A 22,591-nucleotide genomic window follows, 5' to 3' on the forward strand; every position below is an offset into this window, starting at 1 on the left:
CATGGAATGGAAGAACGTCGCGGATCGGCTGTTCCCGCAAGGCCACGACATCGTCCAGCAGGGCGACCTGCTGGCCGGCAGCGGCCAGCGGCCCGGCCAGGTGTTCGCGGTGGTGGGCACCACCGGGCACGCCGAAGTGGGCGCGGACCTGGCGCTGGCCATGGCGGCCGCGGTGCTGGACACGGTTGCCCGGCATCCGGGCCGGCCGATCCTGTTCCTGATCGACACCCAGGGGCAGCGCCTGCGCCATCGTGATGAGATGCTGGGCTTGAACCGCTATATGTCGCACCTGGGCAAGTGCGTGGAAATCGCCCGCCAGCGCGGACATCGCGTGGTGGGCCTGGTCTATGACCAGGCGCTGTCGGGGGGCTTCATTCCCAACGCCATGATGGCGGACCTGTGCGCGGCGCTGCCCGAGGCAGAGATCCGCGTCATGAACCTGCCGGCCATGGCGCGCGTCACGCGCATCGCCGAAAGCCGCCTGCGCGAGCTCAGCCAGACCTCGCCCGTCTTCGCGCCCGGCGCCATGAACTTCGTGAGCATGGGGGCGGTGGACGCGCTGTGGGACGGCGACCTGGGCGCGGCGCTGGATGACGCCACCGCACGCGCACAAGCCAAGGACCCGCGCGCGGCGGCAGGCCTGGTGCGTGGCGGGCGCAAGCTGGCCGAACCGGTGATCCGGCGCGTGGCGGACGGGGCATGATGCCGGCGGCGTCCGGTCCGCTGGTCGTGGCGCGCCATGACCTGGTCTGGCTGGATGCCGGCGCGCGCGAGGCGTTGACGACGCCTTTGCGCGCCGTGGGCAATGAGGGCGATGCCGACGCCCTGGCAACCTGGCTGATCCATGGGCGGCCGTTCGTCGTCAGCCGCCAGCCCGACGGCTGGCGCGGTGGCGTCGATGCCGTGGGGCCGTCGTCGGATTGGTTGGCTGCGGGCGTTCCCTTGCCCCCCGCCGAAGGCAGGCGCCGCCTGGGTGCGCGCCTGTCCTGGGCAGACGTGAGGGCGCATCGCGCGCCGCTCTCCCTGTATGAACTGGCCGAGTCGCCATTGCTGCCGCCGGGGCGCAGCGTGGCACTGGACCGCCTGGCGCGCGCGCTGGAAACCCTGTCGGTGACACCTCGCGTGTTCGGATCCGCGGCCATGCAGGCGCTGACCGGCATGGCCTACCTGCGTCCCGATTCCGACCTGGACCTGCTGTGGCGTCCCGTGGATGCCGCGCAATGCCTGGCCGTGACGGAAGTCCTGCTGCGCTGGCAGGAGGAAGAGGGCTGGCCCGTGGATGGCGAGATGCTGTTCGGCGAGGACGACGCGGTGTCGTGGCGCGAATGGCAGCGCGCGGCGTCCGGGAGCGATGGCCAGGTGCTGGTGAAGTCGCTGCGCAGCGCCCGGCTGGTTTCCCGCGCAGCCTTGATGGAACAGGTGACGGCATGACGCAGCAGGCTTTCCGGTGCTTGGCGTCACCGGCGGCGGTGACGGCTCCCGACGCGGCCGACCTGGCGCGCCTGGCAGCCCGGCTGGCCTTGCGCGCCTTGCACGACGAACTGTCGCTGTATCCCAAGCCCGGGCTGGTCAGCCCGCGCGATGCCGGCAGTCATGAAGACATGGATGCCGGCACCTTCCTGCGCAGCCTGTTCGCGCTGCGCCACTATTACGCGCGGATTGCGGCTGCCGGTTGGCATGACGCCGACTTTCCGGTCCTGCGGGACCTGGGCATTGCCGCCGAAACGCGCATGTTGCGGGCCACGGGCGGTGTGAACACGCATCGCGGCGCCATCTTCGCGCTGGGCTTGCTGGCTGCGGCGGGGGCCAGCCTGTGGCGCCGCGGCGTGCCGCCGGACGATGCGGCCTGGCGCGCGGAAGTGCCCCGGCGCTGGGGGCGCGGCTTGCGGTTGGCCGGTGCCGCCGCGGGCACGCCGTCGCACGGCATGCAGGTGGCCATGCGTTATCGCGCCAGCGGCGCGCGCGGCGAAGCGCTGGCGGGTTTTCCCGCCGTTTTCGACCTGGCCCTGCCCGCGCTGCGGCAGGCCCGGTCCGGTGGCGCCGACTGGCAGGCCACGCGCCTGCATGCGTTCTTCACCTTGCTGGCCGAGGTGGAGGACACCAACCTTCTTTATCGTGGCGGGCAGGCAGGCCTGGAATGGATGCGTGGCGAGGCCCGGGCGTTCCTGGCCGACGGCAGCGTGTTCTCGCCTGGCTGGTTCGCGCGCGCCCAGGCCGTGCACCGGCAGGCGTGCGCGCGCCGCCTGTCGCCTGGCGGCAGCGCCGATATGCTGGCGGCGGCCTGTTTCGTATTCGGCTGGCAGGCCCACATGGAGGCGGCATGACGTTCGCCGTCCTGTGTCCGGGGCAGGGTGCGCAGCACCCCGAGATGCTGGCCCGCCTGATGGACAGCGCGGCGGCCCGCGCGGTCTTCGATGCCGCCGACGTGGCGCTGGGCGCCGGTTGGCGGGATGCGGCGACGGATCCGTCACGCCTCTTCCTGAACCGGGATGCGCAGCCACTCATCTGCCTGTCGCAGTTGGCGGCGTGGCGCGCCTTGAACGAAGGTGAGCTGCCGCGCGTGACGGCGTTCGCCGGCTACAGCGCGGGCGAGGTGTCGGCGCATGCCTGCGCGGGCGTCTTCGATGCCGCCGGGCTGGCGCGCGTCGCGGCGGGCAGGGCGCGTCTCATGGACGACGTGGCGCCTGCCGGCACGGGCCTGCTGGCCTTGCGCGGCATCGGGCGGGAGCAGGCGGTCGCGCTGGGTGCGCCATCTGGCGTGATGCTGGCGATTGCGACAGGCGAGGATGCCTGCGTGATGGGCGGGCCACAGGCAGGCCTGGCGAACGTGGCTGAAGAGGCGCAAGCGATGGGCGTGCAGGTCACGTGTTTGAAGGTCGGACTGGCGTCGCACACGTCCTATTTGCACGATGCCGTGGCGGGTTTGCGCGATCTGTTGAGCAAGAGTGTCGTAAGCGCGCCGCAAGTTCCTGTCATCGCGGGCATCGATGCGAGCCGCGTCACGACGACCGCGCAAGGCATCGAATCGCTGTCGCGCCAAGTGGCGCAAACCATTGAATGGGCAAGCTGCATGGATGCCCTCCATGAGCGTGGATGCCGCGTATTCATTGAGCTTGGGCCGGGTAGCGGCCTGTCGCGCATGCTGCGTGAACGTCACGCCGATGTGGCCGCGCGATCGCTCGACGAGTTCCAATCCGTCGCCGGCGCGCGCGCCTGGCTGGCGCGAGAATGTGATGCCATGAGCAACTGATCGCGTCGATCTTCACGTTTTGCTTTTCGCTTGCGCGCATTGCTCTCTACAATGCGAGGCATGACGCTGCGTGCGCGCGCGCGTGCCGTGTTGAAAGACACGATGCGATGCGACCAAGGCAAGGCGTTCAACTCAATCGATGATGCAAGGCATAGGAGGCTCGAAGATGGCCACGACCGCAAAGAAAGCAGTGAAGAAGACGACCGCGCCCGCGGCCGCCAAGAAGCCGGTGGCCGCCAAGGCCCCCGCCAAGAAAGCCGTGAAGGCCCCCGCCACCAAGCCCGTGGCCGCCAAGAAGGCAACGGCGAAGAAGGCTGTGGTGAAGAAGGCTGCCGTGAAGGCGCCGGCCAAGAAGGCTGTCGCCGCCAAGCCCGCCGCAAAGAAGGCCGTGGTGAAGAAGGTTGCCGCCAAGAAAGCGGCAGCGCCCAAGAAAGCCGTCGCCAAGAAGGCTGCCGCCAAGCCCGTCGTGAAGAAGGCCGTTGCCGCCAAGCCGGCCGCCAAGAAGGCTGTCGCGAAGAAGGCCGTTGCCGCCAAGCCCGCCGCCAAGAAGGCTGGCGCGAAAAAGGCTGTCGCCACCAAGAAGCAGGTGGTGAAGAAGGCTGCCGCCGCCAAGAAACCCGCTGCCACCAAGGCTGTGGCGAAGAAGCCGGTTGCCAGGAAGGCAGCGGTGAAGCCCGCCGCGAAGAAGGTGGCCAAGCCGGCTGCGAAGCCTGCTGCGAAAAAGGCTGCCGCCAAGAAGCCCGCTGCGAAAAAGGCTGCCGCCAAGAAGCCCGCCGCCGCCAAGAAGGTCGTCGCCAAGGCCCCGGCCAAGAAAGCCGTTGCCAAGAAGGCTGCCGTGAAGGCGCCTGCTGCCGTCAAGAAGACGCTGTCGAGCAAGACGGCTGCCAAGAAGGCGCCCGCCGCCAAGAAGGCTGTCGCCAAGAAGTCCACCGCCGCCAAGCCCGCCGCTGCGGTGAAGAAGGCTGCCGCCAAGCCCGTCGCGCCCGCCAAGAAGGCTGTCGCGAAGAAGGCGCCCGCCGCCAAGAAAGCGCCGGCTGCCGTGAAAGCGCCCGCTGCCGTGAAAGCGCCCGCTGCCAAGAAGGCTGCGCCGGCCCGCAAGAAGGCCAGCCTGCCGCCCGCGCCCAAGGGCAAGCCCGCCGTCGACACCGAGACGCATCGCCTGCCGGTCGCCGAAGCCGTTCGCCAAGCCGCCGAAGCCGTCAAGCAAGCGCGCGAACAGACCGCTGCCGTGACCGCCCACACTGGCGTGCCTTTCGGCTCGGCCAACCAGTCGGTCCAGGCTGACAACGCCAGCGACGCCCAGTCGGCCGCCGACGCCGCTGCCCGCGCCGCCGTGCAAGACAGCCACGCCCAGACCGCCCAGGCGTTGGACAACGTTGCGACGCACCGCAACCTGGCGCGCGGCGACCAGAACAAGCGCGGCAACTGATCACTGCCCGCTTGAGACGTGCCTTGCGGTGCCCAGGCATCGCAGGGCACCGCTGCCAAAAGAAAAAGCCTTCGGGATCACTCCCGAAGGCTTTTTCTTTTGCGGGCTGCCGCAGAGGCGCTTAGCCGATGAGCGGCACTTCCACGGACCAGCGGGCGGTATCGCCTTCCAGTTCCCAGCCGTGAGCCTTGGCCAGCACTTGCGCGTCGGCCAGGCCGGGGGCTGGCGTATTGGCGGCGCCACCGCTGATCTGTGCGGTCAGACGTGAGTTCGAGGCATAGGCCAGCGTCAGCGTCGCGCCCTCGGGCATGGCTTGCAGCGTGGCCAGCAGGCAGGCCAGCAGCACGTAGCGCGAGCTGAACACGCGCACGATTCGGCGCGCATCGGTTTCCTCGGGCAGGTCGATCTTCTTGCCCGACAGCAGCAACTGCGTGAAGAGCAGCTTGCGGCACTCCACCAGCACGTTGTGCAGGTCCTCGAAGTCGCCGGTGTCCGAGAACCAGCCGCCCAGGCCGCGGATGGCGTCCACGCCGTCGTCCAGCATCTGTTCGACGTCGTCGGTCAGCTTGTCGTTGCGGTCGGGTTGGGGCGGCAGCTCGACCGCGCGTGCCAGCATGGCGACGGCCAGCTTGGCATTGGCGACCGGCTTGACGGTGTCGTGCCGCAGCACGGGGAACACCTGGGCCAGCAGGTCGAACTGGATGGCTTGCCGACGAACGTCATCGGAGATCGAAGCTTGGGTCTGCGTCATGATGCGCGCTCCGCGGCTGCCTGTTGCAGGCGAGATTCCAGGGCCGCCAGATCGACGGGTTTTTCCAGCCAGCCATCGAAGACGGCATCGTCGGCGTGGTCGGCGTTGCGCGGCAGGCCGCTCAGCGCCAGGATGAGCAGGTTGGCGCCGAATTGCGCACGCAACCGTTTGGCCAGTTGGTAACCGTCCATATCGGGCAGGATGATGTCGACGATGGCGACTTGCGGCGCATGTTCGGTGGCAAGCGCGAGGCCTTCGGTGGCGGTGCCGGCCACATGGACCTGGTGCCCCACGATGCCGACGAACTCGGCCAGCAGTTCTGCTGCAAGGTCGTTGTCGTCGACCAGCAGGACGCGCAGGGGGGTTGTCTCGCTCATGATTGGAGGTATGTATTTGCCGGTGGTCGAGGCTCGCGGCGAACGGCGAGCGGGTAGGCGCCCGGCTTGGCGCGTCTTGCATTGTGCCTGAAATGACACGCTGGATTGCCAATGGCGCGCTATTGTTACCTATGGGTAGCACATTTGACGGTGCCCCGCGGGTACAGTCCATCGCATTCCAAGCTACCTGCCGCGAACAAGAACATGGACTCCACGCTTTCGATGGGCGACATCGCCCTGCGCAATCCCGGCCTGCCGGCCAATGACCTGTTTGGCTCGGTCACGGCTGTCTTCACGAAGATCGCCGCCGGGCAAGCCACGCCGGAAGACTATGCGCGCTACATGTCCCTGTGGGACGAGCGCGTCCGTTACAACGATGCGCGTTCCCGCGCTCGCCCGGCGGTCAGCCAGCCGGGCGGCGCCGATCAGGCTTCGGGCCGGTCCGCCGGCAAGTCCTTGTTGTCCGGCTCAGCCAGGCAGGTCCGGTTCCGTCCGCCGCGCTTGGCCGCGTAAAGCGCCAGGTCCGCCTGCTTGAGCAGGTCCTCGGGGCGCGAGGTCGTCTCGGGGTAATGCGCGATGCCGATGGAAATGGTGATGGGCTGCCCGATGGGATTGGGCTGCAATCTCAATTGATCATGCAGGCGTTGCGCGGCCACCTGGGCTTCGGCCAGCGTGGCATGCAGCAGCACCATCACGAACTCCTCGCCGCCGCTGCGGCAGGCTAGGTCGGCCTCGCGGGAGTTCTGCTGCAGGATCCCCGCCAGGTGCACCAGCAGCGTGTCTCCAACGTCGTGGCCATGGGTGTCGTTCACCTGCTTGAAGTGATCGATGTCCAGCGCCAGCACGGCGTAGCGGCTGTCGTTGTGCAGGTATTCGCGCAGCACGGTGGTCAGGCCGCGCCGATTGGTCAGGCCCGTGAGCGGATCGGTGGCATTTTCCCGGCGCAGGCCCTGCATGATGCGATGCACGGAATCCAGGCCCGCCTGCAGTGCGCGCTTCAGTTGATGCGCTTCGAAGTACCACGACGGCACCTGCTTGATTTCTTCCGCCGACGTGCCGTCGTCCATTTTGCGAGCAATGCTGGCCAGCCGCCTGAGCGGCTGCGCGATCAGCTTGGACATCCACCAGATTCCCGGCAGCAGCAGGAGCAGCAGCGGCAGCGCATTGCGCACCGTGACCCAGAGGAGTTCATCCAGCCGTGCCAGCGTGGTGGCCGTGGGGCGTTGCGCCACCACGCCCCAGTTCGCCGTGTTCACCCAGGCGTAGCCCGCCAGCATGTCCACGCCATCGGCGCCGCGCAACTGGCCGTCGCCTTCCTGGCCGCTCATGGCTGAACGGATGATGGTGTCGTTGCCGGCAGGCAGGCCGATGCGGCGGCGGTCGGGGTGGTACAGCACGATGCCCTTGCCATCGACCACGAAGAGGTGCGAGCCGTCGCGGTAATAGTGCTGGCCCAGCAGGCGAGAAAGCACGTTGCGTTCGTGCAGGTAGATGCTGCCGATGACGGCGCCCAGATACCGGTCGTCGTCATCGAAGATGGGGTAGGACAGGCTGATGAGCCACCTGCCGGTGGAGCCCTTGAAGGGCTCGCTGATATAGGGCAGCTGGAGTTTGCGGATGTACCTGGACACATCGGACTCCAGCAGCTTGCCCGCCAGGCCGATGGAGGATGGCGAGGTGGCCAGCACCATGCCGTCGAAGCGCATGAACACGACCGAGTCGAAATGCTGGCTTTGCTGTTGCAGGCGGTCGGCTTCGGCCTCCAGGCGAGGGCCGGCAACCAGCTGGCCATCCAGGGACTCGGTGCTGTAGGAAAGCAGGTGCTGGGCGTCCAGCAGCAGGTTGTTGGTGACCTGGGCCAGCTTGGAGGCGTACATCCGGTTTGCCTCCAGCGTGTTGCGCAACAGCACTTCGCGCTGAACCAGGTAGCTGGCATAGAGGGCATTGCCCAGCGCAACCACCACCGAGAGCAGGCACAACCACAGGATCAGGCGCTGAAGATCTATCTGGAACAAGCGGCTAAGCATAGGCTGGGCGGGCGGGTTGGCGGGTCTTGGCGGTACGGCGGCGATAAAGAACGACGCGCCGGGGGACAGCACCATGAAATTGCAACAACCAGGAGCGTGACTGGCAGTGTACTCGCACAAGGCAAAAAAATGGTGTATAGTCATGCCATTCGCGTTGCTTTGTTTGCAACGCACCGTGCAGGGAAAAACCCAGGGCAAATTGCCGTTGCGCCGTTGGTGTTTTTGCCACTCACACGGGCTGTTAGCTCAGTTGGTAGAGCAGCGGACTCTTAATCCGTAGGTCGAGTGTTCGAGCCACTCACAGCCCACCAGAATTCTCAGGCAGTACATATATATGGAAAGCCCACCGCTAGCGGTGGGCTTTTTGCGTTGCGGCCCTTCGTGCGGGCAACCGGCCAATCCCGTGCGTCCAGCGAATGACACTGGACGGAATCTTTACGCCTTCCCTTCGCCAGCGTTCGCCATGTCCTTGGCCGCCAACGCTCGAAGCACCCGCGTCGGGATCTCATTGGCATAAACGCCCGCCACGCCATTCAGGAACGCTGGAAAATCCATGCCGGCGCTGTCCTGCGCCGTGTCCGAGATCACGCGAAGCACCGCCAGCGGGATGTCCATTTCATGGCAGACCTGGGCGACGGCGGCGCCTTCCATCTCGACGCACAGCGCATCAGGCAGCTCGGCCTGCAAGGCCTGGGCGGTGGCCTGGCTTTGGATGAACTGGTCGCCGGTGGCGACCAGTCCCTGGTGGACGGATGGCGTGCAGGAAAGCCTGGCGGCCAGGTTCGCGGCGGCGTCCTGCAGGAATTGCCGGGCATGCGCCGCCAGCAGCGCGCTCAAGCCGGTGTCGGTGGGAAAGCGGGCGCGCCCCAGCAGCGGCACCTCATGCTTGGGGAATAGGGGGTGCGCATTCAGGTCGTGCTGGATGAGTGCCGTGGCGACCACGACGTCGCCCACCTTCAATGCGGGCGCCAGCCCGCCGGCCAGGCCGACGAACAGGATGTGCGTGACGCCAAACTCACGGATGAGCAGGGTAGCCGTGGTTGCCGCCGCGACCTTGCCGATCCGTGACTGCACGAGGGTGCAGGGCATGCCGTCCAGGATGCCGACGTGAAAGTCTCGTTGCGCAATCCTGCGGGGCGGGGCGCTTGGCACCAGGCGAGCGAGCAGGTCTCCCTGTTCCTGGCCAAGCGCCGACAGAATTCCGAACATCTCTCTTTCCCCTTTTTGGCTGCGTGCCGTGGACATCGTTGCCCACGTGTGGACGCCATCGTAGCGCTTGGAGCTAGTACTATAGGGACCGGCAGCACCTGCTGCCCATCAATGCGCCCACCGGTGTCGGTGGGTTTTTGTTTTCTGGCGGCATGGTCCGCCATGGCGATGGAAAGAGCGAGACCCGGATGTCGGATACCGAGATGGACGAAGCCCGCAAGGAACACAGCCCGACGCTTTGGCGCGACGATGGCTGGACGGCGCGAGTCATCAAGAACGAGGATGACGACGGCTGGGCGGTCGCGATGACCCTGGACGGCCAGGCCGAACCGGCGCTGGTGGGGCCCTGGACCATGGGGCGCGACAAGAAGAATCCCAAGCCGCTGGACTCCGCCGCCTTCATCACACTGGTCAAGACGGCCAACGAAGTCCTGCGCCGTCACGAGCAACAGCTGCACGCCACGCTGCACAAAAGCGTGAGGATCGATACGGATGCCGGCCGCCTGACGGTCAAGCTGGACATCGTGCCGGACGAGGACGAGCCCTATGCCATGCTGAGCGCGCACGACGCGGCTGGCGAAGTGCTGGCAGAGATCCGCGTCGCGCCCACGTATAAGTTGACCGTGCAACGCGCGTCGGAATGGGCGAGCGGGGGTTTCGGCAGGCAAGGCTGAAGCGGCGCCGCCGGGCGCCACGCATCTCTTTCGTCCCCAAATAGTGAAGACCGCTGGCAGGCTGCCGGCGGTCTTTTTTTTTGCGCCGCCGTGGGCCCTATTGCACCTGGGTTAAACGGAACAATCGGTAACCATTTAACGCTTCCATAAATAAGCTTATGTCCTTTCTTTTTTTGAATGATCTGTAATGAGTGTAATTTTTTATCCCCCCTCTGCCCGTAATTGCATCAATCCAGTCTCATCTGCACTGCAATAAAAATATTTGGAAAGATTATTGCGGTGTTTTACGCCTAGGATTCGTCCGCCAAGCTCCCTGAAGCGCCAAAAATCTGTTGGCTTTCCGCCAGCCGAGAGTTTTTTTGACGACGCTTCGGGGCTCCGGTCGGGCGTCGCACGGTAAGTTGTTTCAGCTTGTGTGCGCTGCCTGCCCGTTCGTGCCATGGCACGAGGACACGTAGCAGAGGTACCAGTGGTAGAGACATCCGCAGTTTTGGGCCCGAAGCAGGAGGGCCTGCCGGTTGCAGCAGCGCCGTCCAGGCGCTTTGACGCTATCGGCTTCCACGTCGGCCAACGACGTGCCGCACGCCTGAGAAAGGCGACGAATGGACGGGCCATTTCGAGCCCGATCTCCGCAATCCGACCCAGGCTCGTGCCTCTGATGCAGGCATCCGACGCCCCTCGGACTCCTTTCGATCCCTTGTCTGGACTCTCAAGTTCAGCCCGTCAATAAACCTCCCAAGGACTATGAATGGCTGATTTCACGATCGCTCCCATTGGCACCTGCCGAATCCACACGCCGTTGCGCAATGCCGTGACGCGCTATCCCTTCAAGCTGCAGCTCGGACGCAACTACGGTTTCGTGCACACCAGCACGGAAGCGCTCCAGCAGGCGCGCTTCATGTTCGGCGAGTGCGACATTCCCGCCGACGTCCAGCGCCTGATCTTCCGTCCCTCGGTGATGGGCAAGGCGCGCAGCGCCACCCACACGCCGGCAGACCTGTACCTGGTGGAACTGTCGTCGCGCAAGCTGCTGACCCTGGATGGCCATCCCATCCAGTCCAACTACCTGACCCGCCACTTCACCGAATTCTTCGCCGATCGCGCGCGCGCCCGGACCTATTGGTCGCTGGCCTCCACGGAATCGCTGGCCGAGCGCCGTGCCCTCCTCGACCAGGATCCGGTGTTCAAGAGCCTGCCCGCCGAGGACCGCGAACTGCTGGCCCGCATCGTGAAGCGCGACCTGTCGGATGACGAGATCGAGGCCGAGATGGGCCAGATCGTGACGCTGCTGGGCAAGGACAAGGTGGTGTTCGTCACCCACGTCAATGCGCTGGCTGCCGACAACACGCCCATCGAGTCGCGCCAGGAACTGATACGCGTCGTGACGCAGGCGGCTGAACGCCTGGGCGTGCCGAGCTACGACCCGACCGCCGTGATGAACAAGTTCGGGCAGGCCGATGCGATGGAAAACGGCGGCCTGGACCTGACCCACTACACCGAGCGCTTCTCGGATCGGCTGGGTGCCGAGTGGTTCAAGACCTACATGCGCCCGAAGATGAGCGCGTCGCTGCCCACGCCGGCCGCGGCCAAGCTGGGCGCCGAGGAAAGCGTCGAGCGCATCGAGAAGGTGTGGGAGTCGGGCGACGTGCGCGAAGCCTCGCGCCGCGTGCGCGACGTGTTGCGCCGCCATCCCGGCCTGCCGGACCATACCGTGCTGCTGGCCCGCATGCAGTCGGAACTGGGCGCCTATGAAGAAGCGATCAGCCTGCTGGAGAACGCCGGCGCCGTGGTCGCCACGGGCAGCAAGGCAGAGCAGATCCTGATGCGCAGCCATTTCAAGCTCGGTCGCTACGATCTGGCGTACTCGCTGTCGGCGGGCCTGATCGGCGACGAGAAGGAAACGCCGGAGATCCTGCGCGTGGCGGCGGCGTCCGCGGCCCAGCTGGGTTACCTGGACGAGGCGCTGAGCAACTGGAAGCTGGCGTTCCGCACGTCGTCGGCAAGCGATGCGTGGGCGACGGAAGCGGCCGACACCGTGCTGTCGATCCTGCAGGCCAGCGGCGACATGGAAGCCGTCCTGCGCTGGGTAAGCGAAGTGCGTGAAAAGCAGCCGTCGAATGGCCGCAGCTTCGCCGTGCTGTGGCGCGACCGCTTGATTGCGGGCGACCGCGCGAGCCTGCGTGATCTGGCCTCCGAGTCGCCGGTGCTGACCGACGCCGAGGCGTTCGAGCTGGTCCAGGAAGCCACCTGGCGCGGTTGCCTGGTGGCCGCCGCCGCGCTGACTGTTTCAAGCGGCATGGCCAAGAGCGAGCAGGAGGACATCCGTGCCTGGCTGCAGGCGCAATCGGCCTCGTGGGCCACGGAAGGCGCGCAGGCCCTGGAAGAGGGCCGCCTGCGCGATGCCGCCGAGCGGATCTGCGCGCATCGCATGCTGGACCCCGACACGCTGGCCAGCACGCGCGCCCTGCGGGCCTTCGAGCGCGCGACGCGCCTGGCCGTGCGGGCCGCGCTGCTGGCGGGCAACCACAAGGAAGTGATCGAGCTCACGGACATCGCGCTGGATGCGCATGTCGATTTCCCCGAGCTGGATGCGATGCGCGGCCGCGCCGCGGACGCGCTGGGCGACACCAAGACCGCGATGCGCCATCTGGAGCGCGCGGTGGCGGGCGAGGCGGCCCAGTTCAGCACCAAGCTGTACTACGCCCGCGTGGCCTTCAACGGCGGCTGGTTCGGCGAGGCCATCGATGCCTACAAGGCCGTGCTGAACCATGCGTCGGCGGACCAGAACGCGAAGGACGAGGCCGAGCGCCAGCTGGGCCGCCTGGGACCGCGTTCCATCCGTGCCGCGCGCCAGATGCTGGCCGAAGGCGACCCCCAGGCCGCGTGGAGCCTGCTGGATCGCGTCGAGCAATCGTGGCCGCAGATGCCGGAAGTCGCGTATGAGAAGCGCCGCATCCTGGGCGTGCTGTATGCCGAAGTGCGCGCGCTGGCGCCGTCGAGCACCCATGACCGCCTGGCTGTGGGCGAGAAGATCCTGGCGCTGGTCCACGATGACGTCATCGGCCTGCGCACGGCCGCCGTCGGCGCGATGCGTCTGCACATGTTCGAGAAGGCCCTGCCGTATTGGCAACTGCTCAAGGCCCGTTCGGAGAATCCGGAGCAGTTCGACAACTACATTCATCGGTGCCAGGTCTGGATCGACAAGGCGAATCGCAGGAGAGCGGCATGACGGGCCTATCCGATACCGAACAAGGAGCAGTGGAGGCATCCACGCTCGAGTGGGTGCAAGGCCAGCTGGAAGAGATCGTCGCCGCGTCGGGCCGGGTGCTGCTTGCGCAGGAAAACCTGCCGCGCGCCCAGGCGCTGGCCAACGATTTCCCCAACGATCCGAAGGTGCGTTTCCTGCTCCTGCGCCTGAAGGAAACGGCCGGCCTGAACGAAGGCATGGCCGAGCAATGGTCGGCGCTGCTGCAGGACTACCCGGGTGATTTCCAGATCATCCGCTATTGCGCGACCCGCCTGGTGAAGGACCGGAATGTCGACGAAGCCCTGGCGCTGATCGACCGCCACTTCCCCAAGCTGACCCGCAAGCCGGAGAAGCTGTTCGCCAAGGCCAAGCTGCTGGGCGACATCCGCGCGCACGAGCAGTCCGATGCCTTGTTTCGCCGCCTGATCGCCAAGTACGACGACCGCAACGTCCGCATCGAGTTCGCCAAGCGCCTGCGCAAGCGCGGCCTCCTGCTGGATGCGTTCGCCGTGATCCGCCCGGTGGCCGACCAGCTGGCAGCCGGCAGCAAGGCGGCCGAGCTGGCCAGCGGGCTGGCCGAGGACGTCGCGTTCTACCAGCGCTTCGAGTCGGAAGAGGCGTTGGCTGGCAAGGACATCAAGATCGTGTCGATGAAGCATGCGATCCTGCATTTCCGGAACCGCGACGTGGCGGAGCAGCCGCCCGAGAATCCCGTCTCGATCGCCCTGGTCACGGGCAGCCTCGGGCCGGGCGGGGCCGAGCGCCAGCTGACGCGGCTGGCAGGAGAGCTGCACCGCATGGCGTCGTCGGCCGACCAACGGCCGTCCTTCATGGCGGTGCGGCCCGAGAAGGTCGAGGTGCTGGTGAAGCAGCACACCGAGCCTGCCGGTTCGCAGAAGAAAGGCGGCCAGGATTTCTTCCTGCCCATCCTGACCAAGGCGAATATTCCGGTCACGGAAATCAATGCCTTGCCGGCGATCTCGACCGCCAACCAGCCCGTGGACGACGATGGCCTGACGCGCCTGCTGGAGCAGTTGCCGCCGCCCGTGCACTACGGCGTCACGCGCCTGACCCCCATGCTGCGCGAACATGATTTCGACGTGGTGAGCCTGTGGCAGGACGGCACGTGCCTGTTCGGCGCCCTGGCCGCGCTGCTGGCCGGCGTGCCGACCATCCACCTGGTGTTCCGCGGACTGCCCCCGAACATCCGCAAGGACCGGTTCCGCGAAGAGTATCCGGTGCTGTTCCGCGCGCTTGCGCAAGTGCCGGGCGTGCATTTCTGCAGCAACAGCCTGACGGCCGCCAAGGAATACGCGAAGTGGCTCGACATGCCGATCGAGCGTTTCCACATCCTGTACAACGGCGTGCCCGAGCTTGCGACCGATCCCTCTCCCGAGGATGAGCGGAAATGGAATGAATTCCAGGCTGCGACGCCCGACGCGACCGAGACGATCGGCGGGGTCTTTCGCCTCGAGCCCGACAAACGGCCGCAACTCTGGCTCAAGCTCGCCGCGCAATACCTGAAACGGCGGCCCCAGGCGCGGTTCTTCATCGTGGGCGACGGCCGGATGAGCGAAAGCATGACCGCGCTGGCCGAGGAACTGGGCCTGATGGACCGTTTCCTGTTCGTCGGCCTCTCGAACCACGTGGGCTATTGGTATTCGCAGATGGATGCCAAGGTGCTGCTGTCCCGCTTCGAGGGTCTGCCCAACGTGCTCATCGAGGCACAACTGCTCGGCGTGCCGGTCGTGTCGACGCCGGCAGGCGGGGCGGGCGAGTGCTTCGTGCAGAACGTGACGGGCCACCTGATCGACGACCTGGACCATCCGGACCTGAACGAGGCCTGCGACAAGATCGAGTCGATCGTGGACATGATGCACGGCAACGACGTGCTGAAGCAGCACAGCCGCCAGCGGGCACGGGAGCTGTTTTCGCTCAATGCGATGTTGAGCAAGTTCCTGGGCCTGTGCGTCTCCGTGCTTGGCGCGTCCCGCCATGACGAAGACGACATCGGCCTGGACGCCCTGCGCGCCTGAAAGGAAGCCTGACCCTGGAAACCATGGAAGCCATCCACAAGAACCTGCCGGCCTCGGGCCTGCAACGCAAGGCGGCACTGCTCATGGCAGTGCTCGCCACGCTCGTCGTGACCGGCTGTCAGTTGCCGCGCACGGGTCCGATGCTGCACGAGATGACCTCGGCGAATGACGACAAGGATGTCGTGGTCGTGACGGTGACGCCCGAACACGTGCGCGCCAGCCGCATGCCCGCTGTCGAGGACTTTCCCCAGCACTACCGTGACCTGACCCATGCGGGTTTCGACCGCCTCGTTCCCGGCGACGGGATCAACATCACGGTCTGGGAGCGGGATGGCCTGGGCGTGTTCGCCGCCGATGCCACGGGCGCCAGCAACCTGGGCAACCACCAGATCGACTCGAAGGGCGCGCTGTACGTGCCGATATTGGGCAGCTTCAAGGCGGAGGGCATGACGCTGTCCGAATTGCGCGAAGCGATCGTGGCCCGCCTGAGCAAGCTCGTGGTCGCGTCCGACGTCGCGGTCAACCGCGTCGGCGACCGTGGCCAGATGGTGACCGTGCAGGGCAACCTGACCAAGCCCGGCATGTATCCCATCACGCAGACGTCCCAGCGCCTGAGCAGCGCCTTGGCGTTCGCCGCGCCGGTGCAGGAAAACCCGGAGCAGATGGTCATCACGCTGCGCCGCGACAATCAGCTGGCGTCGGTGCGCCTGGCGGATATCTACCGCAACCAGGACAACGACATCCTGCTGCGCGCGGGCGACGTGATCACGGCGCATGACGCGCGCGAGCACCTGACGGTGCTGGGCGCGGCCGGCAACCAGGGCCGCGTGGCCATCAGCAAACGCAACTACACGGTGCTGGACGCGCTGGCCGATGCCCGGGGCCTGGATGGCGCGACCGCGGACCCGCGCTCGGTCTTCCTGTTCACGCCCGCGGAAGCCGGCGTGGACGGCAAGCCGGACACCATTCCCGTCGTGTACCAGTTCGATCTCACCAAGCCCGAGCAGGTGGCGATGGCGCGTCAGTTCTCGGTGCGGGAAGGAGAGGCGATCTATATCTCCGATGCGCCGTTCGCCCAGGTCCAGAAGGTGCTGTCCGCCTTCAGGTTCTCGATGAGCGCCGGCTTCAGCGCGACGCGCCAGATCGATGGCGGCTCGGGACCGACCAATTCGGTGATACCCGAATAGCGTGGCGACGAGCAATGAGGACCGCATCCGCGGCTGGCGTTCGCGCCGACAGGGTGGCAACTACACCGTAGGCGCGGGCGTCGCCGAGTGGCGGCTGGATCCGGCGGCGCTGTTCGACAGCAATTCGTCGCCGGCCGTGCTGTTCAAGCCCTTGCTGGCGCGCCTGCAAGGCGAGCCGCACGATTCGGTGGCGGCCCGGCGGGCGGTGTATGACGCGATTCAGTCCGAACTGGACGAGGCCGTCGTGCGCCATGGCGCCGACGAGATGGTTGCCGATTTTTCCCGTCGGCGCCTGCGTCTCATCGTGCGCCTGCTGGAGCACGACATCCGCACCGATGTCGCGGTATTCGAGCCCGGCTACATGCCGGCCAAGCTGGTCGAGGAAGACCTCAGGCTGAACGCGGCGCATGAGCGGCGCGTGCAGCGGCGCAGGCAGGAAGAGGCGCAGGAGGCGCGCCGCCATGCGTCGCGCAACGACATCGCGCTGGAAATCCCGCTGTCCCCGGCCGAGGCCGGCGACCTGGAGATCCTGCGTGGCCGCATGCGCGGCCTGCACGCCGGGCATGCCCCGCGCCATGACGATGACGGCGGCGGCGGGCTGCGCACGCTGTTCGCGCTCTTCATCTACCAGTTGCAGGTGATGCACGGCGAAAGCCGGTTCGCCCTGGTCTGGGCCCTGATCGGCCCGGTGGTGCTGCTGACGCTCATCACGTCGATGTACATCATCCTGGGCACGCACTACATCATGGGCATGGACGTGCTCACGTTTTCGATGGTGGGGGCAACCACATGGATCATGTTTCGCCAGGTCACCCTGAGAACCAGCACGGCCTATGTGTCGGCGCGGGGCCTGCTGAACCTGCCGGGGGTCACGCCGCTGATGTGCGCGGTCGTGCATGCCTTCCTCTACACCACGGTGTACGTGGTCGTGCTCGGCGTGCTGATCAGCGCGGGCCATGCGCTGAACCTGGTCACGCTGCCGGACAACGTGGCCGGCTTCATCGCCTTCGTGGTGTTGATGGGGGTCTTTGGCGGGGCGCTGGGCGTGCTGTTCGGCGCGATCTCGACCGTCTGGCGTTTCTTCCTGCGGGTGGCGCCCATCATCGAGCGCTTCCTGCAGCTGTTCTCCAGCGTCTTCCTGGTTTCGGAACAGTTGCCCGAGCAGTACCGCCCCTGGGTCCTGTGGTCGCCGCTGGCGCATGGCATGCAGCTGCTGCGCTCGGCCTATTTCACCAACTACACCTCGCAGGATGCCGACCTGGGCTACTTCCTGATTGCGCTGGTGTTCATGATCGTCGTGGCCTGGGCCGCCCAGCGGCTGGTCCGCAGCGACGTCCAGCCGATGTGAGCGACAGCGATGATCCATTTATACGGTGTCACCGACGAACCCTTTGCATTCGGCAGCAGGCAGCCGCTGCTGACCGATGCCGATCTCGACATTCCGGTCGGGCGCTACGCGCTGCTGTCGCCCACGCCGGAGCGGCATCGCCAGGTGATCGACGTGCTGTGCGGCCTGCGTCCGCCGCGCAGCGGCTTCGTCCGGCACGAAGGCAACATTTCCTGGGCAATCGGGCGGCAGGGTTTCGTGCGCGGCAAGGCGAACGGCTTGAACATCATCCAGCTGCTTGCCGACCGCTACGAACTGGATGCCAACGAGACGGCGGATCTGGTCGCCGACCTCATCACCGAACCGCAGTGGCTGGCCAAGCCCATGGAGCACTGGCCACTGTATATCCGGCAGGAGTTCACGTTCGCGCTGGCGCTTGCGCCTGCTTTCGACATCTATGTGATCGAAGGGACGATTCCCTTCGAACCCTGCCGCTTCACCCGCCTCTGGCTGGCGCTGTTCGAGGAGCGCCTGGTCGGGCGGACGCTCGTTTTTTCCAGTTATCGCCAGAACCAGCTGGCGGATTACTGTTTCAAAGGCCTAGTTTATGAGCGAAGCGCTCTCAGAATCGAAGACGACCTCGACCAGTGCATCATCAAGTACCCGCCAAGACGGTCCAGAGACGACTCAGGGTCGGGAGAAGAGTCCTTCGGAAGCGGTTTCGATGACGTCGGCTTCTGACAACGGCTCGGAGATCGAGCGCCGCCGCCGCGACCGCGAGGCGGCGTTGCGCGGCCGCCTGCGCCGGCGCTGGATCAGCGCGGGCATCGTCGTGGCGCCCGTGGTCTGCGCGCTGATCTACATGTTCAGCATCGCCACGCCGCGCTACGAGGCCGAGTCGCGTTTCTTCGTGCAGTCGGCATCCGGCCAGCAAGCCGCCGCGGCCCCGGGCGCGGCCAGCCTGATCACCACGGGCAACGCGGGCGGCATGATGGGCGGGTTCGTGGACGGCTGGGCGGTGCGGGACTTCCTGCTGTCGCGCGACAGCATGCGCCAGCTCGACCAGAAGATCGGCCTGCGCCAGTACCTGGTCCAGGACGGCCTGGACCCGGCCAACCGCCTGGCGGAGGACGCCAGCGAGGACGCGCTGTATCGCGCCTACCAGGCGTCGGTCCACGTCTCGTTCAATGCGCTCGAGCAGATCGACGTGCTGCGCGTCAGCGCCTATTCGCCGGAACATGCCATGCTGCTGTCGCGCGAGCTGATCGGCCTGGCGGAGGACTTCGTCAGCCGCCTGAATGCCAAGGGCGTGTCGGACAAGCTGAAGGTCAGCGAGGCCTCGCTGCGGCACGCGGAGAAGAAAGCGCTGGAGGCGCGCGAGGCGCTGACCGCGTGGCGGACCGAGCACGGCAACATCGATCCCACCGCCACCGTGCAGATGTTGCTCAACCATTCCAGCCAGCTCGAAAGCGAACTGAACAACGCGAAGATCAACCTGGACAAGATCCGGGCGCTGGGCAACAACGACCACCCCATGCTGCGGCCCGCGCAGATGCAGATCGCCGCCCTGCAGAAGCGCATCGATGGCGTGCGCGAGCGCCTGAGCGGCCAGGGCAATACGGAGGCGACGCTGCTCAAGTCGTATGAAGGCCTGAGGAACGCCCAGGGCTTCGCGGACTCGAACCTGACCCTGGCGCAGCAGTCGCACCAGCAGGCGCTGGTCGACACGCTGCGGCTGCAGCGCTACCTGTCGATCATCGTGCAGCCGGTCGCGACCGACAGGCCCAGCAGCCCGCGCATGCTGACGCTGCTGCTGGAGGCGCTGGCGCTGGGCTTCGCGCTGCTCTTCGTCGTGCGCGTGTCGATGTCCTTGCTGAAGGGGTTGCGGCATGGGTGACGTGGCCACCGCGACGGCAGGCACGCAGGCCGAGGCAGCCGCCCGGCTGCTGGCCGTCATCCAGCGCATCCGCGGCGCGGCGGACCCGGCCCGCGAGATGGCCGAGTTCGACGTCGCGCTGGTGCTGGCGGCGGATGGCTGGCGCGATGCCAGGCGCCTGCTGGTGTCCCCCTATGTGAAGGAAGGCGAGTTCGCGCTGGCGATTGCCGCGCTCGAGGTGCTGATCGCCGCCTATCCGCGCCGCGCGGAAGAGCGGCGCATGCTGGCCAGCCTGCTGGGGCGCACGAAGCAATGGGACCGCGCCATTGAGGCGGCAGATGCCGCGGCCGGCATCGAACCGGATGACGCGGCGCTGCATGCCGCGCGGATCCAGCTGCGCCTGCAGGCCGGCCGGGTTGGCGAGGCGGCCGCGGTGGCGCGGGACACTGCCGGCATGGCGGCCAGCCAGGCCGGCGATGCAAGCCTGTGGATGATGGCGTTCATCCGCCATGGCGATACGCCCGATGCCGCGCGCATGGCCGCGGCCCTGGACCCGGAGACCCTGCCCAACGAGCGGGTGGCGGCGATGGCGGTGCGTGCGCTGCTGGAAGACAACCGGGCGGACGCCGCGATCCGTTTCGGCGACGCGGCGCTGGGCGCGGGGCACGACAGCGCGGCGCTACGCACCTCGCTGGGGCTGTCGCACCTGCGGCGTGCCACGGAAGAAGACCGCAAGGTGCACGCCCTGGCGCATTTCGGGGCGGGCCTGAAGGCAGCGCCGGCGGACGTCAGGTTGCTGTCCCTGCAAGGCGAAACGCTGCTGCGTGCCGGGCGTTACCGGGATGCGGTGCCCTTCCTGAAGCAGGCGCTTGCGCTGTCGCCGGACATGGAGCAGACGCGGATGCTCTACGCGCGCGCCCTGCGCTATTCGGCGCAGCACGACGAGGCGGCGGACCAGTTGATGATCCTGCTGGAAAAGGCGCCCGACAGCCTGCTGCGGCAGCGTTCCGCCATCGGCGCGTTGTCGCAGGCGGGCCGCAAGGAAGCAGCCGAAGCCCTGTATGCGCAATACGTGGCGAGCCGCAGCAAGCTGCTGCCGGACTCGTTCCAGGAGGCGGTGGCCCAGGTGGAGCAGCGGCTGGATACCGCTCCGATCCCGCAGGCGCGCTTCGATTGGGCGTGGTCGATGCGCGGCGACGCCACCGTCGATCGCGCGAAGTGGGAGCGTGCGGCGCGCTGGGGCCACCTGATGGACCAGCTCTTGTTCGACTGGCTGGAGTGCCGCGAGGATCGCGCGGAGGAGGCCATGCAGCTGCTGGGCGACCTGGAGGCCGGCGAGCGTTTCTTCGCGCCGCTGCTGGCCTCGGGCAGGGGCGTCGTGGTGGCCACCGCGCACGTGGGCCCCATGTACGCCGCGCTGATGGCCCTGGAACTGCTGGGCATTCCCTCGCGCTGGCTGGCCACCGCGCCGAACGTCGAGCAGAGCAGCTATTCCAAGGCCCTGATTTCCACCGCCGACCAGTCGGAGGCGCAGGTCGCCAAGGCCTGCATCCGCGCGATCAGTTCGGGTTACGTGCTGGGCCTGGCCGTGGATGGCGCCGCGAATCCCGCCGCGCCGCGCACGACCTTCGAAGGCCAGGAAGTGACGTATTCGAGCTTCGCCTCCCGCATGGCGCACCGCCTGGGCGTGCCCTCGGTCTTCTATGCCCCGCGCTGGGAGAACGGCCTGGTGACGTTCACGCTGGAAATGCTGCCCGCGGTCGCGCCGGGCGAGGATGCCGATGCCTATGCGCTGCGTTGGCAGGACGCCTATTTCGCGCTGCTGAGACAGCACCTGGCAGGGCCCGCGGAGAACCTGCGCATGAGTGGCGGCATCTGGCGCCACGTGACGCCGGCGGACCGTTCCGCGGCGCCGGTGAAGGAGGAAGAGGCATGAGGCGCTGGCTGCTTGCCATGGCGGTGTTCCTGGGCGGCACGGCCGCGGCGAGCGAGACCTGCGCCGTGCCGGATGCCCAATGCCCGATCGTGTCCTCGCTGCTGCAATACCGGGAAGGTTATGGGCAGAAGGCCACGGGCGGGCTGGACGGCCGATTCGTCGAGGTCACCTCCGACCAGGATGCGGGGCCCGGTACCTTGCGGGCCGCGCTGGATGGCGCCAGGAAATCGAAGACGCCCACCTGGATCCGCTTCGCCTCCGACATGACGATCGTGCTGAAGACGCAGCTGCGCGTGCCGTCGAACGTCACGGTCGACGGACGGGGCAGGCGAGTGACCCTGATCGATGACGGCCTGGGCGTGTACCGCAGCCGGAACGTGATCCTGACGCACCTGAGCATCGACGGGCGCCTGACCCGCTTCACGCAGGCCGTGAACGTGGCCAACGACAGCCGGGACGTGTGGGTGAACCACATGGACCTGGCGCGCTTCTCGGACCGCCTGCTGAACGTGAAGAACGGCTCGACCGACGTGACGGTGTCGTGGAACAAGTTCCATGACTCCAACAAGGTGATGCTGCTGAACAACATCACCTCGAAGGACATGTACAAGAACTACGAGCGCGACAAGATCGCGCGCGTGACGCTGCACCACAATTATTTCCTGAACACCGTGCAGCGCAACCCGCGAGGGCAGTTCGGCACTTTCCACCTCTACAACAATCTCCTGGAGGACTGGAACCTGTACGGCATGAGTTTCAGCCTGGAGGCGCGGGCGCTGGTGGAAGGGAATATCTTCAGCAACCGGTCCAGGCGCACGTGCCTGGAGCCCGAGCGCACGCCGACGGTGCACGGCATCGACGTGAACTACTGCGACAAGCTGCCGGATTCGCCCAACCGGACCGCGCTGGAGAACGGCGCGTCGGACCGGCGCAATTATGAAAAGACCAAGGCCCAGTATGGCTACGAGCGGGGCTACAAGGCCTTCCTGCGCGTGAAGGACAACCTGTACCTGGGCGAGGCCAAGGCGGTGCTGCAGGATTACCAGCCCGAGTCGGCCCCGACTCCGCCTTATTGCTATGGCTACGAGACACCGACGCCGGCAGTGGCGGAGAAGATCCGCAAGCTGGCGGGGAACACCAGCGGCGACGTGCCGCTGCCGAAGGCGCGCACCGGGCCGGCCTGCTCCTGAGCCAAAGACTGTCCTGGTCTCCCTGCTGCTGGAATACACTTGGGGCGCCCGGGCGAGCGCCCGGCATGCCTTGGC

Annotated in this window: 19 protein-coding genes and 1 tRNA gene; 16 read left to right on the top strand and 4 right to left on the bottom strand. The window is 66.8% G+C overall.

Translation table 11 applies throughout. The features are described 5' to 3' along the window. Window position 1 precedes the first annotated feature (1 nt). The 5 genes from ODI_RS04870 to ODI_RS04890 all read left to right on the top strand — a co-directional run bounded on the left by ODI_RS04870 (window position 2) and on the right by ODI_RS04890 (window position 4,679). Window positions 2–703: a biotin-independent malonate decarboxylase subunit gamma gene (locus tag ODI_RS04870; protein WP_067749078.1), complete on the top strand. Its 702-nt coding sequence runs from the start codon at window positions 2–4 to the stop codon at window positions 701–703. Then, entirely contained in the window at window positions 700–1,431 is a 732-nt protein-coding gene (mdcG, locus tag ODI_RS04875; RefSeq protein WP_067749080.1) for a malonate decarboxylase holo-[acyl-carrier-protein] synthase, read from the top strand. The genes ODI_RS04870 and mdcG overlap by 4 nt, the downstream gene beginning before the upstream one ends. A gap of 38 nt (window positions 1,432–1,469) precedes the next feature. Continuing rightward, window positions 1,470–2,324, top strand: coding sequence for a triphosphoribosyl-dephospho-CoA synthase MdcB (gene mdcB / locus ODI_RS04880; protein WP_231968197.1), 855 nt, complete (start codon window positions 1,470–1,472; stop codon window positions 2,322–2,324). Further along, on the top strand, window positions 2,321–3,250 hold the full coding sequence (locus ODI_RS04885; protein WP_067749086.1) for an acyltransferase domain-containing protein: 930 nt from the start codon (window positions 2,321–2,323) through the stop codon (window positions 3,248–3,250). The genes mdcB and ODI_RS04885 overlap by 4 nt, the downstream gene beginning before the upstream one ends. Before the next feature lie 166 nt (window positions 3,251–3,416). Then, window positions 3,417–4,679 carry a histone H1-like repetitive region-containing protein gene (locus ODI_RS04890; protein ID WP_067749090.1) on the top strand — a complete coding sequence of 421 codons (1,263 nt, stop codon included), beginning with the start codon at window positions 3,417–3,419 and terminating at the stop codon, window positions 4,677–4,679. A gap of 121 nt (window positions 4,680–4,800) precedes the next feature. Here the strand turns inward: ODI_RS04890 and ODI_RS04895 are convergent, their stop codons facing one another. Together ODI_RS04895 and ODI_RS04900 are read right to left on the bottom strand one after the other, a co-directional pair. Continuing rightward, the gene (locus ODI_RS04895) at window positions 4,801–5,430 is read right to left on the bottom strand and encodes a hypothetical protein (protein WP_067749092.1); all 630 of its coding nucleotides are present in this window, start codon (window positions 5,428–5,430) and stop codon (window positions 4,801–4,803) included. Beyond that, a complete protein-coding gene (locus tag ODI_RS04900; RefSeq protein ID WP_067749095.1) occupies window positions 5,427–5,807 on the bottom strand; it encodes a response regulator in 381 nt (126 codons plus the stop codon). The genes ODI_RS04895 and ODI_RS04900 overlap by 4 nt, the downstream gene beginning before the upstream one ends. 204 nt (window positions 5,808–6,011) lie before the next feature. Here ODI_RS04900 and ODI_RS04905 point away from each other — a divergent pair, with 204 nt between their 5' ends. After that, window positions 6,012–6,320, top strand: a complete 309-nt coding sequence (locus ODI_RS04905; RefSeq protein ID WP_067749098.1) for a hypothetical protein — start codon at window positions 6,012–6,014, stop codon at window positions 6,318–6,320. On the opposite strand, the gene ODI_RS04910 is transcribed toward ODI_RS04905, so the two are convergent. Next, window positions 6,233–7,822: a sensor domain-containing diguanylate cyclase gene (locus tag ODI_RS04910; RefSeq protein WP_067749101.1), complete on the bottom strand. Its 1,590-nt coding sequence runs from the start codon at window positions 7,820–7,822 to the stop codon at window positions 6,233–6,235. The genes ODI_RS04905 and ODI_RS04910 overlap by 88 nt on opposite strands. A gap of 247 nt (window positions 7,823–8,069) precedes the next feature. Here ODI_RS04910 and ODI_RS04915 point away from each other — a divergent pair. Continuing rightward, a tRNA-Lys gene (locus ODI_RS04915) sits at window positions 8,070–8,145 on the top strand. Window positions 8,146–8,269: 124 nt separating this feature from the next. Here the strand turns inward: ODI_RS04915 and ODI_RS04920 are convergent. After that, window positions 8,270–9,043 (bottom strand): 5'-methylthioadenosine/adenosylhomocysteine nucleosidase, encoded by a 774-nt coding sequence (locus ODI_RS04920; RefSeq protein ID WP_067749104.1) that lies wholly within the window; start codon window positions 9,041–9,043, stop codon window positions 8,270–8,272. A 188-nt stretch (window positions 9,044–9,231) separates the two neighbouring features. Here ODI_RS04920 and ODI_RS04925 point away from each other — a divergent pair, with 188 nt between their 5' ends. From ODI_RS04925 to ODI_RS04965, 9 genes are all read left to right on the top strand, one after another. Beyond that, window positions 9,232–9,717 carry a hypothetical protein gene (locus ODI_RS04925; RefSeq protein WP_098020840.1) on the top strand — a complete coding sequence of 162 codons (486 nt, stop codon included), beginning with the start codon at window positions 9,232–9,234 and terminating at the stop codon, window positions 9,715–9,717. A 748-nt stretch (window positions 9,718–10,465) separates the two neighbouring features. Next, a complete protein-coding gene (locus ODI_RS04930) occupies window positions 10,466–12,946 on the top strand; it encodes a hypothetical protein (RefSeq protein ID WP_067749110.1) in 2,481 nt (826 codons plus the stop codon). Further along, entirely contained in the window at window positions 12,943–15,000 is a 2,058-nt protein-coding gene (locus ODI_RS04935) for a glycosyltransferase (protein ID WP_067749113.1), read from the top strand. Before ODI_RS04930 ends, ODI_RS04935 begins: the two co-directional genes overlap by 4 nt. A 23-nt stretch (window positions 15,001–15,023) precedes the next feature. Next, on the top strand, window positions 15,024–16,187 hold the full coding sequence (locus tag ODI_RS04940; RefSeq protein ID WP_067749116.1) for a polysaccharide biosynthesis/export family protein: 1,164 nt from the start codon (window positions 15,024–15,026) through the stop codon (window positions 16,185–16,187). Window position 16,188: 1 nt separating this feature from the next. After that, window positions 16,189–17,535 (top strand): ABC transporter permease, encoded by a 1,347-nt coding sequence (locus ODI_RS04945; protein WP_067749119.1) that lies wholly within the window; start codon window positions 16,189–16,191, stop codon window positions 17,533–17,535. A 9-nt stretch (window positions 17,536–17,544) separates the two neighbouring features. Then, entirely contained in the window at window positions 17,545–18,255 is a 711-nt protein-coding gene (locus ODI_RS04950) for a P-loop NTPase family protein (RefSeq protein ID WP_067749122.1), read from the top strand. Window positions 18,256–18,376: 121 nt separating this feature from the next. After that, a complete protein-coding gene (locus tag ODI_RS04955) occupies window positions 18,377–19,411 on the top strand; it encodes a sugar ABC transporter (RefSeq protein WP_067749230.1) in 1,035 nt (344 codons plus the stop codon). After that, window positions 19,404–21,326 (top strand): tetratricopeptide repeat protein, encoded by a 1,923-nt coding sequence (locus ODI_RS04960; protein ID WP_067749124.1) that lies wholly within the window; start codon window positions 19,404–19,406, stop codon window positions 21,324–21,326. The genes ODI_RS04955 and ODI_RS04960 overlap by 8 nt, the downstream gene beginning before the upstream one ends. Then, entirely contained in the window at window positions 21,323–22,516 is a 1,194-nt protein-coding gene (locus ODI_RS04965) for a pectate lyase family protein (RefSeq protein WP_067749126.1), read from the top strand. The genes ODI_RS04960 and ODI_RS04965 overlap by 4 nt, the downstream gene beginning before the upstream one ends. The last annotated feature ends 75 nt before the right edge of the window (window positions 22,517–22,591 follow it).

Origin of the sequence: Orrella dioscoreae (assembly GCF_900089455.2) — a bacterium.
In the GTDB taxonomy this organism is placed as follows: domain Bacteria; phylum Pseudomonadota; class Gammaproteobacteria; order Burkholderiales; family Burkholderiaceae_B; genus Orrella; species Orrella dioscoreae.